Origin of the sequence: Rathayibacter sp. KR2-224 (genome assembly GCF_049446075.1) — a bacterium.
GTDB lineage: Bacteria > Actinomycetota > Actinomycetes > Actinomycetales > Microbacteriaceae > Humibacter.
Window position 1 is genome coordinate 2509567 of the sequence record NZ_JBMSEB010000001.1, and the last position, 13701, is coordinate 2523267.

The window sequence follows — 13701 nt, forward strand, 5'->3', positions numbered from 1 at the left end:
GGGCGCTCGTAATACTGGGCTCCACCGGAAAGCGTTTACCGAACAGTCTTGCGCCTTTCCGGCGGAATGTCGAAGAGGACGAGGGGGTGACGGTGATGTCGCGCATCGAGACGAGAAGAACTCATCCCCTCCCAACCCGTGGCGTGCAGTCCCTCTCTGGCGCGACGACGGTGTGGGCCCTTCGCATCGGCGAGACGGTCACCTGGATCGCGAAGGTCAATCTCGCCTGGATGCTCGTCACGGTCTTGGGTGGGGTCGTGCTCGGCTTCGCGCCCGCGGCGTTCGCCACTGCCGAGCTGTGCCGCAGCCGGCTCCGCAGCGGACACGACGCGCGGCTCAGGGACTTCATCACCGCAGGCCGTCGCCAGTTCTGGCGGGCCAACGCGATTCTGCTGCCCGTTGTCGTCGTCGACGTGCTCCTCGCGACCGCCCTCACGCTTGCGGCACAGTCCGGTTCGGTCCTCGCGGCGATGGCTGTCGGAATCGTCGTGCTGATCGCGGTGCTCGCCACCGTGCTGCTGCCGGTGCTCTACGCCAACTACGACATCCCTCTGGCTCGGTACGTGCCGACCGCCACGCGCTTCGTGCTCGCCAACCCGGTGTCCATGCTTCTGCTCGCGCTCACCTGCGCGGCGGTCGCACTGGCATCCGCGCTCCTGCCCGCACTCGTTCCGTTCGTGTCGGTCGGGGCATGGATGCAGTTCAGCTCAGCGCTGTGCCTTTCGTTCTTCCACGCCAACGACCAACGTGTCGCCGCCACTGCCGAGGAGGACGGCGGCAGCTGACCCTGCGCGACCGACGACCGGCGCATCCCACACCAACCTCGAAAGACAAAGGAGTTTTCGTGTCCATCACTTTGAAACGATTCATGACGGGAACCGTCGTCGTGAGCCTGGCAGCGCTCGCGCTCGTCGGGTGCACGTCGCAGCCGAAGGCATCCGACAGTTCCACGTCGGCCAAGCTCGACACGCTCACCATCCAGGCACCCTACTTGTCCGCCGAGCCACCCACTGCAGACAATCCGATCGGGCAGCAGCTGAACAAGCTCCTCGGTACGAACGTCGAGGTCAACTGGGTGCCCAATTCGTCGTACGCGGACAAGACCAACATCACTCTTGCGGGAAGCGACATCCCGGATGCCATGGTCATCCAGGGCAAGGACCCGGGCTTCGTCAAGAACGCCAATGCAGGAGCGTTCTGGGATCTGACCGGCTACCTGAAGGACTACCCCAACCTCGTCTCCACCAGCCCTGCCATCGAGAAGGCGGCGAGCGTGAACGGAAAGATCTTCGGCATCTACCGGCCGCGGGATCAGATGCGCACGGCGGTGATCATCCGCAAGGACTGGCTCCAGAAGCTCGGGCTCTCGCTGCCCAAGACCACCGACGACCTGTACAAGATCGCCAAGGCGTTCACCGAGGACGACCCCGACGGCGACGGCAAGAAGGACACCTACGGGCTCATCGTGCCGAAGTGGCCAGGCTCGGTCGGCTCGAACAGCCCGTGGGACGCCATCGAGACGTGGTACGGCTCGGGCAACGTGTGGACGCAGCAGAACGGCAAGCTCGAGCAGAGCTTCACGACGCCCGCGTGGAAGAAGGCGCTCGCCTTCGAGAAGAAGATCGTCTCGAACGGCTACATCAACCCGGACTACGCCACCATGGACTCCGTCGACTGGAACACGCCGTTCATCAACGGCCAGGGCGGCATCATCATCGACACCTACTCCAGGGTGCGGCAGATCAACTCCCTGTTCGAGAAGTCCGACCCGAACGACTACCAGAAGTACGTGGCCTGGACCGGGAACCTCGAAGGCCCTGACGGCAAGCTGCATGCGTTGCCCACGGCCGGTTACTCCGGCTTCATCGCAATCCCGAAGTCGTCGGTGAAGACGGAGGCGAAGCTGCGTCAGGTGCTGTCGGTGCTGAACAAGCTGAACACGAAGCAGGCGCAGATCCTGATCAACAACGGCATCGAGGGCAAGAACTTCACCGTGGTCGACGGCCGCGCCCAGGCGATCACGCCGCCCACCACGGAGTCGACGGCCCTCACGAACGACGTCGCGTCGTACTCCCAGCTCGGCATCTCGGTGAACGGCAACAAGTTCTACCTGCCCGCACAGCCGAACGCCTACGACCAGGCGCAGTACGACGCCCAGCTGAAGACGATCGCGGCAGACACCAAGTCCGCAGTGTTCAACCCGGCAGCCGCCTACGTCTCGAACACCTACGTGCTCAACGGAGCCACGCTCGACAACGTCATCTCGGACGCCCGCATCAAGTACGACGCAGGGCAGCTCGACGACGCCGGGCTCGCGGCAGCGCTGCAGCAGTGGAAGAGCAGCGGAGGTGCGCAGGTGACCGCCGAGATCAACAAGCTCTACAAGGCGGACAAGAACAAGTAGTCGCTGTGGAGGGCGGATGTCTTTCATCCGCCCTCCACGCCCGAACCGTAAGCAGGTGCAGTGATGTCGACGCCGACCGTCACGCAGAACGCCCCGATAGCAGAGCTCGTCACCGAGACGGAACTGGTCGAGGTCGCCTCCCGTCGGGGACGCAGGAACAAGCTGTGGGCCCGCATCGTCCGCTACCGCTGGCTGTATCTCTTGCTGCTGCCGGGCGTCATCTACTTCGCGCTGTTCAAGTACGCACCCATGTACGGCGCGATCATCGCGTTCAAGGACTACGTGCCGTTCCTCGGCATCGGCGGCAGCCAATGGGTCGGGCTGGCGCAGTTCGAGCAGTTCTTCAACAATCCGGACTTCGTGCGGCTGCTCGGCAACACGCTGATCCTCGCCGCGCTCAGCCTCGTGATCGCGTTTCCGGTCACGATCGTGATGGCGCTCATGCTGAACGAGATGCGCCTCATGGTGCTCAAACGCACGGTGCAGACGCTCATCTACATTCCGCACTTCCTCGCGTGGACGGTCGTGGCATCCCTCACGTACCTGCTCTTCGCACAAGGGGCAGGACCGTTGTTCGGCTTTCTGAACGGCGTCTTCGGCACGCACGTCGACTTTCTCACCGACCCGGCCTGGTTCCGGCCGCTCATCGTGCTGCAGGACATCTGGAAGAACACCGGATGGGGAACGATCATCTTCCTTGCCGCGCTGGCCACTGTTGACCAGGAGCAGTACGAGGCAGCCATCATCGACGGGGCCGGCCGGTTCCATCGGGTGTGGCACGTGACCCTGCCCTCCATTCGCCCAACGATCATCGTGATGCTGATCCTGCAGATGGGGCAGATCCTCAATACCGGGTTCGAGCAGATCTACCTCATGACCAACTCCCTCAACCGGCAGGTGGCCGACGTCTTCGACACCTACGTCTACTTCGTCGGCATCACGCAGGGCGCTTACAGCTACTCGACTGCCGTCGGTCTGTTCAAGGCGGTCGTCGGGGTCGTGCTCATCCTCGGCGCCAACTGGCTCGCCAAGCGCTTCAACCAGCAGGGGATCTTCTGATGACGCAGACATCGCAGCTGCCCGCCGTGCGGGGCACGCTTCGCAGGGAGAGCCGGATGCGCGGCGACCGCTTCAACACGCGCGCCGGCCGCGCGTTCGACATCCTCAACGTGGTCTTCCTCGCGGCCGTGGGGCTGCTCGCGCTTGCCCCGTTCCTGTTCGTGCTCGCGAGGTCATTCGCCTCGGAGACGGAGCTGACGCAGCGGCCCTTCTTCTTCTGGCCCGACCACGTCGACTTCTCCGCCTACGCCGCGATCTTCCAGACCCCGTCGTTCACGCGCGCCGTCATCACGACTGTGCTCGTCACCGCGGTGGGCACGGTGATCCAGCTGCTGCTCACAGTCACGATGGCGTACCCCCTGGCGAAGAAGGACCTCCCGGGACGCAACATCGTGCTCACCGCGGTCGTCGTCACGCTGGTGTTCTCAGGCGGCATGATCCCGACGTTCCTCATCGTGAAGCAGCTCGGTCTGCTCAACACGTACTGGGCTCTGATCCTGCCGCTGGCCATCAACCCCTTCAGCCTCATCATCGTGAAGAACTTCTTCCAGAACCTGCCTGACGAGCTGGAGGAGTCAGCAAAGGTCGACGGCGCGACGGAGCTCCAGGTGCTGTGGCGCATCGTGTTGCCTCTGTCGAAGCCGATCCTCGCCACGTTCGCGTTGTTCTACGCCGTAGGCATTTGGAACGACTTCATGTCGCCGCTCCTCTACCTCAACAACAGCTCCATGTGGACGCTCCAGATGTTCCTGCAGCAGGTGACCGCGGCGACCGATCTGACGACAGCGCAGCAGGCCGATCCGTCGTACATCCCGCCGTCGCAGGGCATCAAATACGCGGTGATCGTGGTCGCCACCATTCCGGTGCTGATTTTCTACCCGTTCCTGCAGAAGCACTTCGCGAAGGGCATGCTCATCGGGGCGGTGAAGGGATGACCATCCACCTCGCAGGCGACTCGACTGTCGCCCCGGCCAAGCCGGAAGAGCACCCGCTGAGCGGTTGGGGGCACTACCTGCGCGATCAGGTGGCCGAGCATGTGGCCAACCACGCCGTCGGAGGCGCGACGACCGAGTCGTTCATCACCGAGGGAAGATGGGCCGAACTCATCGGCGACCTGCAAGCCGACGACACCGTGATCATCCAATTCGGCCACAACGACCAGAAGGCCAGGCCGCTCGCGGATGCCATGGCCGCGTACCGCGAGCGGCTCGCCGGGTTCATCGCCGACGTTCGCCGTCGGGGTGCGACACCCGTGCTGGCGACATCGCCGGAGCGCAGACTCTTCTCCGACGAAGGCTTGCGGTGGTCGCATGGACCATTCCCGCAGATCGTGCGCGATCTCGGTCGCGCCGAGGACGTGCCGGTCATCGACCTGAACGCGTTCACGCGCTGGTTCTACACCTGGCTGGGCCGGGACGACGCGAGGTGCCTCTTCGTGCATTTCGAGCCGGGGGAGTCCGAGCATTGGCCCCACGGTGTGCACGACGACACGCACTTCAACGACCACGGGGCGAGAGCGCTCGCCGCGTTCGTCGCTCATTCGCTGGATGCCATGCGGCGGGTCGGCGAAGAGCTCGAACCGGCAGGACGATGGGGCGTGCAACCGTGACGCTGCTCTACAGCAACACGCTGCGCACGCCGTCCGACATCTCGGGCTGGATCGCGGAAGGGCCCATGCGTGCCACGGAGGGCGGAGAAGGGCTCGAACTGGAGAGCACCGCAGACGAGGAGGTCGTCGGCGACCATGCGCACTTCACGCTGTGGTGCCCGACCGAGTTCCCCGACGGCATCCGGATCTCGTGGTCGTTCCGGCCCCTGACCGACGAGGGCCTGGCGATGGTGTTCTTCGCGGCCTCCGGAATCGGTGCCGATCTGTTCGCGCCGGAGCTCGCCGCTCGCACGGGGCACTACCCGCAGTACCACTCGGGAGACATCAGCACCCTGCACGCCTCGTACTACCGGCGCAAGTGGCCGACCGAGCGCCGCTTCACGACCTGCAACCTGCGCAAATCGCCAGGGTTCCTGCTCGTGGCGCAGGGCGCGGACCCCTTGCCGGCCATCGCCGATGTGGATGGCTTCTACCGAGTGCACGTCGAGAAGGACGGCCCGTCCGTTCGATTCGGCGTCGACGACCTGACCCTGTTCGCCTGGTGCGACGAGAGCGACGAGGTTCTCGGCGCCGGACGCATCGGGTTCCGCCAGATGGCGCCGCTGCGTGCCGCATACCGAGATCTCGAGGTGACTTCACTGCATGACTGACACGATGAACGACGCGACCGCCGCAATCGAGGAGACGGGGTCCGACGGACTCCGCGTCTCCTGGCTGGGCGGTACGCCGCCGACGGCGCTGGAGACAGCCGCGGCGTTCGGTGCTCCGCTGCCCAGGGGATGGGCGGCATCCGTCGACGAGCTTGCGATCTTCGACACGTGCTCCCACCAGGTGGCGGCGCAGCTCTGGCCGATGGCGACGTGGCCGGACGGGTCGGTGAAGTGGGCGGGTGTCGCGACCGCCGAGCCGCGCGACGGGTACCGGGTGGTGCAGGCATCCGTCCTCTCGGCGCCCGTCGAGTCGGCGCCCGCCGATCGCTCAGGCGCGACGGATGCGGTTCCGGACGTCGTGCGGGTGGCCCGCGCCGACGACGGCGTGCGTGTCGACACCGGCGCAGTGACCCTCGTCGTGCCCGTCTCCGGCCCTGCCCTCATGAAGGACGTGCGGATCGCCGGCCGTCAGGTGGTCGGCGACGTGCGGCTGGTGAGCGTTCTGCAGACCACGCAGCCCGAGGCTGAGACCCATCGCGAACGCATCGGTTTCGAGAGCGACGTGACGGCGGTCGAGGTCGAGCAGCACGGGCCGGTGCGCGCCGTCGTGCGCGTCGAGGGCAGCCATCGCGCGGTCGGGGACGACCGCAGCTGGCTGCCGTTCACCGTGCGGCTGTACTTCACGGCCGGACGCCCGGGCATCCGTATCGTGCACTCGTTCGTCTGGGACGGGGATGCCGAGAACGACTTTCTAGCCGGCCTCGGCCTGAGGGTCGCAGTGCCCTTACGGGCCGCGTTGCACAACAGGCACGTGCGCATCGCGGGCGCCGACGGCGGCGTCTTCGCCGAGGCGGTACGCGGGGTGACGGGGCTGCGCCGCGATCCGGGTGAGGCGGTTCGCACCGCCCAGGTGCGTGGCATCCCGACGCCGCCGGTCGAGGAGTGGGCGCCTGAGGTCTCCAGGCGGCTCGAGCTCATTCCGGCATGGAACGACGTCACGCTGGCCCAGACCACCCCCGACGGCTTCACGCTGCGCAAGCGCACGGCCGCGGGGCGCGGCTGGGTCGGGATCACCGCAGGAACCCGCGCGGGCGGATACGCGTACCTGGGCGACATCGCAGGCGGCGTCGGCGTCGGCGTGCGCGACTTCTGGCAGTCCTACCCGGCGCAGCTGGACGTTCGGGGCGCCGCCTCCGACGAGGCATCGGTTACCGCGTGGCTGCACTCCCCGGAGGCGGAGCCGATGGACATGCGGTTCTACCACGACGGACTCGGCCAGGACGACTACGAGACCCAGCTCGAGGGCCTGGAGATCACGTACGAGGACTACGAGCCGGGCTTCGGCGACGCCCACGGCATCGGCAGGACGCATGAGCTGTGGCTGCGCCCGTACGAGGCGACACCCGCGACACCGGTATTCGCAGAGCACGCCCGGCTCGTGGCAGACCCGCCGCAGCTTTCGGTCGCGCCGGCGAGCATCCGTGCTGCCCGCGTGTTCGGCGACTGGTCGCTCCCCGACCGGAGCACGGCTCAGAAGGCGCGGCTCGAAGACCAGCTCGATGCGCTGTTCGCGTTCTACCGCGACCAGGTCGATCAGCGCAGGTGGTACGGGTTCTGGAACTTCGGCGACATCATGCACACGTACGACCCGGACCGGCACGTCTGGCGGTACGACGTCGGTGGCTACGCCTGGGACAACTCCGAGCTCTCGCCCGATCTGTGGCTCTGGTACGCATTTCTGCGCACCGGACGCAAAGACGTGTTCCGCATGGCCGAGGCCATGACGCGGCATACGGGGGAGGTGGACACGTACCACCTCGGGCGGTTCAAGGGCCTCGGATCGAGGCACAACGTTCAGCACTGGGGATGCAGTGCGAAGCAGCTGCGCATCAGCAATCCCGCGTACCGCCGCTTCTTCTACTACCTCACAACGGACGAGCGCACGGGCGACCTGCTGCACGAGCTGCGTGACAGCGACCGCACCTTCCTCGCGCTGGACCCGACGCGCAAGGTGCGCACGGATGCCGCCACCTACCGTCCTGACCAGCACGCGCTCGCCATCGGGCTCGGCACGGACTGGGGAGCCCTCGCCGCGACCTGGCTCACCGAGTGGGAACGGTTCGGCGATGCCTGGTCGCGCGATCGGCTCTTGGGCACGATGGCCGATATCGGGGAGCTCGACTACGGCTTCCTCACCGGCGAAGCGCTCTACGACATCACGACGGGCCGTTTCGACACGAGCCGCTCACGCATCGCCGTGTCGCATCTGAGCGCCGTCTTCGGTCTGGTCGAGATGTGCAGCGAGCTCATCGACCTCGTCGACGTTCCCGGCTTCCAGGATGCCTGGCTGCAGTACTGCCGCCTCTTCCTGGCGACCGAGGAGGAGCAGGTGGCCGAGGTCGGGCAGGTGCTCACGGGCACCAACCTCACCCAGGCGCACAGCAGGCTCCTCGCCTACGCCGCGCACCACTCGGGTGACGACGAGCTCGCACGACGCGTGTGGCGCGCGTTCGATGCGAGCGGCGAGTTCCTGGCGCGCGGCGACTTCCACGACGCGGACGCCGCGTTGCACGTGCACGAAGTGCTTCCTCCCGAGGTGCTCGCCCCCGTGCAGGAGGCCGACGGCGTCTCCACCAACGCCGCCGCGCAGTTCGGGCTGGCGGCCATTCAGAACCTGGCGTTGGTCGGGGATGCCGTCCCCGCCGTCGACCCATCCCGCCCCTGATCGCCTGCTCCGGCAATCGGAGCGGCTCGGCAACACCACCACATTCAAAGGAGAAAGTGCTCTTGAGAAGCGCCAAACGGATAGCAATCGCCGGCACGTGCGTCGCCGGACTTCTACTCACCCCCCTCGCGGCGCATGCCGCCGCGGCGACCCCTGCCGGCCTGCCACAGGATTCCGCCCTGTCCGTGCTGAAGGTCCTGTCGAATACGGCGTCGCCCGGGTCCCACGCGTACTACATCTCGCCGACGGGTGACGACAGCAATGCGGGAACGAAGGATGCTCCGTTCAAGACCCTGATGCGGGCGCAGGCAGCGGCGTCTCCCGGCGACGTCGTCTACATCCGGGGAGGCGTGTACAACGACTTCACGATTCCCGAGACGGACAACCCGTTCGAGGACGTGTACCACTACGTGAATCCCATCTATAAGAGCGGTATCACCTACGAGGCGTACCCAGGCGACCCGCGGCCGGTGTTCGACTTCAGCAACGTTCCGACGGATCAGCGGGTCGCTGCCTTCTACATTCAGACGAACGTCACCGACGTCAACTTCGTGGGGTTCGATGTGACCGGAGTGAAGGTGGGCGCGCAGAAGCAGTCGGAAGCGTTCCGCATCTCCGGAGGCGCCAACTTCGTCGACATGGCCGCATACGGCAACCAGGCCAATGGTTTCTACTTCACGATGGACGGCACGGGGGTCGTGCTCAACAGCGACTCGCACGACAACATCGGACCGACGGCAACTGCGGCGGGCAACACGGACGGGTTCGGTGCGCACGCCAAGAACGTGTGGTTCATCGGCGACCGCTCCTGGCACAACAGCGACGACGGGTTCGACAGCATCACCTCGCACGGCCGGGTCGCCTACATCGACGACTGGTCGTTCGGGCAGCACGGAAATCAGAACGGCATCGGAGACCAGAACGGATTCAAGGTCGGCGGATACGCCTACGCGACGAGCGGCCTTCCCGATCCGATTCCGCTGCACACGGTCATCGATTCCCTCGCGGCCGACAACGGCGCCAACAACTTCTACGCGAATCACCAGCCCGCCCAGTCGGCGTACTGGACCAACAACACCGGTTACCAGGCCGGCTACGGCGCCGACTTCAACATGCTGGAGCGCGTGAGCCCGACGAGCCCGGACAACATCGCCGGGTTCCGCGAGGTGTTGCGCAACAATCTGGCGTTCGCGGGAACCCTGACGCTGAACGACAACACTCCGGCGGCGAACGAGACGAACAACTCGTGGAACGCCGGCGGGCCTGCACTCAGCGCGGCGGACTTCGAGAGCGTCGACATGCAGCAACTCACGGCGCCGAGAAAGGCGGACGGCAGCCTTCCCGACGTCGACTTCCTGAAGCCCGTCGACGGCAGCGCCGCCCAGAAGGCCGGCATGGGCTATCTCGCCGACAAGGGCGACGTCTACGCAACGCTCCAGAAGCTCGTCGCGGAATACGCGCAGTCCGGTGACATCGACAACCAGGGCATCGCCGACAGCCTCACCGCGAAGCTCCAGAGCCACGAGCTCGGTGCGTTCACGAACGAGCTCGGCGCGCAATCCACGAAGCATGTCAGCGCGTACGCAGCGGAGACGCTCGTTCTGGTGGCGGCCGCGCTCACCGCGTAGCGCTTCCATCCTCCCGCCCAGCCCTGTTCATGACTGCGGTCGGCGACCGAGAACCATGGTCGCCGACCGCAGTCATGAACGCGGTTCGTACCTCGTCGTCGGCTGGGTGGCGGTGACGAGTGCTCGCAGGTTCGCCAGCGAGCCACCGATCGCGCCGGCGGCGCGCGCCTGCACGAGAACGTTGCCCAGCGCGGTCGCCTCCACCGGCCCCGCGATCACGGGAACGCCCGCGCGGTCCGCGGTGGCCCGGCAGAGGAGCTCGTTCCTCGCACCGCCACCCACGATGTTGATGGCCGCAAGCGGTGTGCCTGCGAGAGCGGATGCCTGCGCAGCGGCGCGCGCGAAGGCATCTGCGAGCGACTCGACGATGCTGCGCACGAACTCGGGCCTGCTGAAGGGCACATCGCCGCCGGCTTCGCGGCAGAGCTCGGCGACGCGGGCGGGCATGTCGCCAGGCGGCATGAGCCGCGGATCGTCGATGTCGAACAGCGTGAATCGCACATCGGGGGCGGCGGCCGCCCGCAGCAGCTCGGTGAGATCGGCGTCGCGCCAGGCGCGCAGGCACTCGTTGAGCACCCAGAGGCCCATCACGTTGTGCAGCAGGCGCGTGGTTCCGTCGACGCCGCGCTCGTTCGTGAAGCCGGCATCCCTCGCCTGGGAAGTGAGAACGGGCGTCGGCGTCTCCACGCCAACAAGTCCCCACGTGCCGCACGAGACGAACACCGAGCCGTCCGTCGAGAACGGGGTCGCGACCACTGCGGATGCCGTGTCGTGCGATCCGACCGCGACGACCGGGGTCGAGGCGGGAAGGCCGGTCCGGGCCGCTGCCTCAGGCGTCAACGTGCCGATGACCGATCCAGGGCGCACGAGGGGCGGCAGGATGCCTGCAGGCAGCCCGATCCGCCGCGCGAGTTCGGTGTCCCAGCGCGGCGCAGGTTCCGCCGCAGGCACGAGACCCGTCGTGGACGCGTTGGTCTCTTCGGCCACCCGGATGCCCGTGAGCCAGTACGAGAAGAGGTCAGGGATCAAGAGGATGCCTTCGGTGGTGTTCCGCGCCACCTCGTCCGCAGCCAGCTGGTACAGCGTGTTGAACGGCAGGAACTGCAGCCCATTGCGTGCGTACAACTCCTCGAACGGAACGACGGAGTGCACCGCTTGCACGCCCGACTCGTTGCGCGCATCCCGGTAGTGGAACGGCTCGGCCGCGAGCTCCCCGTCGCGCAGAATGCCGTAGTCAACGGCCCAGGAGTCGATGCCGATCGACGCGATGCGTTCTCCGGCCCGCGCGGCGCGAGCGCCGGCATCCTTCAGGCCGTTCAACACGGATTCGCGCAGCGTGGCGATGTCCCAGTGCAGACCGTCCTCGCGCTGCACAGGCTCGTTCGGGAACCGGGCGACCTCTTCGAGCTCCAGCCGGCCTGACGCCGCATCGGTCGGTGCGGCCACCCGAGCGAGCATCACGCGCCCGCTCGTGGCTCCCAGGTCGATCGCCGCGACGACGATCGGCTCTCCGGGATGCCCGGCACCGCCATCCGCGCTCATCGCAGGAACGCGGCCGCCACCCCGGCGTCGACGGGGATGTGCAGACCGGTCGTGTGGTCGAGGTCGCTCGCGCACAGCACGTAGACGGCGTTGGCGACGTTCTCGGGCAGCACCTCGCGCCCCAGAAGCGTGCGCTGCGCGTAGTACTCGCCGAGCTTCTCCTCCGGCACGCCATAGACGGCGGCACGCTTGGCGCCCCAGCCACCGGCGAAGATGCCCGAGCCGCGCACGACGCCGTCCGGGTTGATGCCGTTGACCTTGATGCCGTGCTCGCCCAACTCGGCCGCGAGCAGCCGAACCTGGTGCGCCTGATCTGCCTTCGTCGCCGAGTACGCGATGTTGTTCGGGCCGGCGAACACGCTGTTCTTCGACGAGATGTAGACGATGTCGCCGCCGAGTCCCTGGTCGATCATGACCTTCGCCGCCGCACGGGAGACGAGGAATGACCCCTTCGCCATGACGTTGTGCTGCAGATCCCAGTCCGCGACCGTCGTCTCGAGCAGCGACTTCGACAGCGAGAGGCCCGCATTGTTGACCACGAGGTCGAGCCCGCCGAATGCCAGCATGGCCGCGTCGACAGCCGCCTGGACCGCAGCCTCGTCGGTGACGTCGGCCTGCACGCCCACCGCAACATCCGTCGATCCGATCTCGGCCGCCGCAGCGCTCGCCTTCCCGAGGTCGAGGTCGGCGATCACGACGCACGCGCCCTCCGCCGCCAGCCGCTCGGCCGTGGCCTTTCCGATGCCGGATGCCGCACCGGTCACCAGTGCGATTCGCGTGGCGAGCGGCTTCGGCTTGGGTCGGCGCTGCAGCTTGGCCTCCTCGAGCGCCCAATACTCGATGCGGAACTTCTCCGACTCGTCGATGGGAGCGTAGGAGGAGATGGCCTCGGCGCCGCGCATCACGTTGATGGCGTTGACGTAGAACTCGCCTGCCACACGCGCCGTCTGCTTGTCGGCCCCGTAGCTGAACATGCCTACGCCGGGAATGAGCACGATGGCCGGGTCGGCGCCGCGCATCGCGGGCGGCTCCTCGCCCCTGGCACGGGCGGCCGCCGCGCCGCGCTCGTAGTACGCCGTGTTGTCCGCGCGGTACTCCTCGTGCAGCTCGCGCAGGCGGGCGATCGAGTCCTCGACGGAGGCATCGGCGGGCAGGTCGAGCACGAGAGGCTTCACCTTCGTGCGCAGGAAATGATCCGGGCAGCTCGTGCCGAGTGCGGCCAGTCGCGGATGCTCCGTGCTCGCGGTGAAATCGAGCACGGCGTCGCTGTCGGTGAAGTGCCCGACCACTGGGTGGTCCGTCGACGCCAGCCCACGCAGCACGGGCGCCAGCGCTGCCGCCTTCGCACGGCGCTCGGCCGGGGCAAGGGCCTCGTAACCGGGAAGGACGCCGCCGAACGGCTCGCCGCGTCCGTGCTCGGCGATGTAGGCAGCGGCGGTTTCGATGATCCAGAGCGAGTTCGCCTCTGCCTCCTCGGACGTGGCTCCCCACGCGGTGATGCCGTGCCCGCCGAGGATGCAGCCGATCGCATCCGGGTTGCCGCGCTTCACCGCCGCGATGTCCAGCCCGAGCTGGAAGCCGGGGCGGCGCCACGGGACCCACACGACGCGGCCGCCGAAGGCATCCTGCGTGAGGCGCTCTCCATCGGCCGCCGTGGCGAAGGCGATGCCGGAGTCCGGATGCAGGTGGTCGACGTGTGCGGCATCCACCAGCGCGTGCATGGCCGTGTCGATCGACGGCGCAGCGCCTCCCTTGCCGTGCAGGCAGTAGTCGAAGGCCGCCACCATGTCGTCTTCGCGGTCTTCGCCTGGGTAGACGCCGGTCAGTGCACGAAGGCGGTCGAGCCGAAGTACCGCCAGGCCCTTCTCGGTCAGCGTTCCCAGGTCTCCGCCCGACCCCTTCACCCACAGCAGCTCGACCTCTGCGCCCGTGACCGGGTCGGTCTCCGCACCCTTGGCGGACGTGTTGCCGCCCGCGTAGTTGGTGTTGCGCGGGTCTGCGCCGAGCCGGTTGCTCCGGGCGATGAGGTCGGCGACGGCTTGGTTGGTCATGTTCTTCTCCAGAAGCGGGATTCGAGTTGCGGC

10 protein-coding genes are annotated in these 13701 nt (G+C 67.1%); 8 read left to right on the forward strand and 2 right to left on the reverse strand.

The genetic code is table 11. From position 1 onward, the window contains the following. The first annotated feature begins 95 nt into the window (after nucleotides 1-95). The 8 genes from ACO2Q7_RS11510 to ACO2Q7_RS11545 all read left to right on the forward strand — a co-directional run bounded on the left by ACO2Q7_RS11510 (nucleotide 96) and on the right by ACO2Q7_RS11545 (nucleotide 10075). The gene (locus ACO2Q7_RS11510; RefSeq protein ID WP_423356016.1) at nucleotides 96-785 is read left to right on the forward strand and encodes a DUF624 domain-containing protein; all 690 of its coding nucleotides are present in this window, start codon (nucleotides 96-98) and stop codon (nucleotides 783-785) included. A 59-nt stretch (nucleotides 786-844) separates the two neighbouring features. Beyond that, nucleotides 845-2404, forward strand: coding sequence for an extracellular solute-binding protein (locus ACO2Q7_RS11515; RefSeq protein ID WP_423355740.1), 1560 nt, complete (start codon nucleotides 845-847; stop codon nucleotides 2402-2404). A 63-nt stretch (nucleotides 2405-2467) separates the two neighbouring features. Further along, the gene (locus ACO2Q7_RS11520; RefSeq protein WP_423355741.1) at nucleotides 2468-3463 is read left to right on the forward strand and encodes an ABC transporter permease; all 996 of its coding nucleotides are present in this window, start codon (nucleotides 2468-2470) and stop codon (nucleotides 3461-3463) included. Then, on the forward strand, nucleotides 3463-4398 hold the full coding sequence (locus ACO2Q7_RS11525) for a carbohydrate ABC transporter permease (RefSeq protein WP_423355742.1): 936 nt from the start codon (nucleotides 3463-3465) through the stop codon (nucleotides 4396-4398). Before ACO2Q7_RS11520 ends, ACO2Q7_RS11525 begins: the two co-directional genes overlap by 1 nt. Beyond that, a complete protein-coding gene (locus ACO2Q7_RS11530) occupies nucleotides 4395-5072 on the forward strand; it encodes a rhamnogalacturonan acetylesterase (protein WP_423355743.1) in 678 nt (225 codons plus the stop codon). The genes ACO2Q7_RS11525 and ACO2Q7_RS11530 overlap by 4 nt, the downstream gene beginning before the upstream one ends. Continuing rightward, on the forward strand, nucleotides 5054-5722 hold the full coding sequence (locus tag ACO2Q7_RS11535) for a DUF1961 family protein (protein ID WP_423355744.1): 669 nt from the start codon (nucleotides 5054-5056) through the stop codon (nucleotides 5720-5722). The genes ACO2Q7_RS11530 and ACO2Q7_RS11535 overlap by 19 nt, the downstream gene beginning before the upstream one ends. Further along, nucleotides 5715-8447 (forward strand): Tat pathway signal sequence domain protein, encoded by a 2733-nt coding sequence (locus ACO2Q7_RS11540; RefSeq protein WP_423355745.1) that lies wholly within the window; start codon nucleotides 5715-5717, stop codon nucleotides 8445-8447. Before ACO2Q7_RS11535 ends, ACO2Q7_RS11540 begins: the two co-directional genes overlap by 8 nt. 62 nt (nucleotides 8448-8509) lie before the next feature. Continuing rightward, nucleotides 8510-10075: a right-handed parallel beta-helix repeat-containing protein gene (locus ACO2Q7_RS11545; RefSeq protein ID WP_423355746.1), complete on the forward strand. Its 1566-nt coding sequence runs from the start codon at nucleotides 8510-8512 to the stop codon at nucleotides 10073-10075. A 72-nt stretch (nucleotides 10076-10147) separates the two neighbouring features. Here the strand turns inward: ACO2Q7_RS11545 and ACO2Q7_RS11550 are convergent, their stop codons facing one another. Further along, nucleotides 10148-11617 carry a rhamnulokinase gene (locus ACO2Q7_RS11550; protein ID WP_423355747.1) on the reverse strand — a complete coding sequence of 490 codons (1470 nt, stop codon included), beginning with the start codon at nucleotides 11615-11617 and terminating at the stop codon, nucleotides 10148-10150. Further along, nucleotides 11614-13668 (reverse strand): bifunctional aldolase/short-chain dehydrogenase, encoded by a 2055-nt coding sequence (locus ACO2Q7_RS11555; protein ID WP_423355748.1) that lies wholly within the window; start codon nucleotides 13666-13668, stop codon nucleotides 11614-11616. The genes ACO2Q7_RS11550 and ACO2Q7_RS11555 overlap by 4 nt, the downstream gene beginning before the upstream one ends. Nucleotides 13669-13701: the final 33 nt, after the last annotated feature.

Excerpts from the sequence above, each read along its gene's own strand:
- ACO2Q7_RS11555 (WP_423355748.1), bottom strand. The coding sequence starts at position 13,668 with ATGACCAACCAAGCCGTCGCCGACCTCATCGCCCGGAGCAACCGGCTC.
- ACO2Q7_RS11520 (WP_423355741.1), top strand. The coding sequence starts at position 2,468 with ATGTCGACGCCGACCGTCACGCAGAACGCCCCGATAGCAGAGCTCGTC.
- ACO2Q7_RS11525 (WP_423355742.1), top strand. The coding sequence starts at position 3,463 with ATGACGCAGACATCGCAGCTGCCCGCCGTGCGGGGCACGCTTCGCAGG.
- ACO2Q7_RS11550 (WP_423355747.1), bottom strand. The coding sequence starts at position 11,617 with ATGAGCGCGGATGGCGGTGCCGGGCATCCCGGAGAGCCGATCGTCGTC.
- ACO2Q7_RS11535 (WP_423355744.1), top strand. The coding sequence starts at position 5,054 with ATGGGGCGTGCAACCGTGACGCTGCTCTACAGCAACACGCTGCGCACG.
- ACO2Q7_RS11540 (WP_423355745.1), top strand. The coding sequence starts at position 5,715 with ATGACTGACACGATGAACGACGCGACCGCCGCAATCGAGGAGACGGGG.
- ACO2Q7_RS11530 (WP_423355743.1), top strand. The coding sequence starts at position 4,395 with ATGACCATCCACCTCGCAGGCGACTCGACTGTCGCCCCGGCCAAGCCG.
- ACO2Q7_RS11510 (WP_423356016.1), top strand. The coding sequence starts at position 96 with ATGTCGCGCATCGAGACGAGAAGAACTCATCCCCTCCCAACCCGTGGC.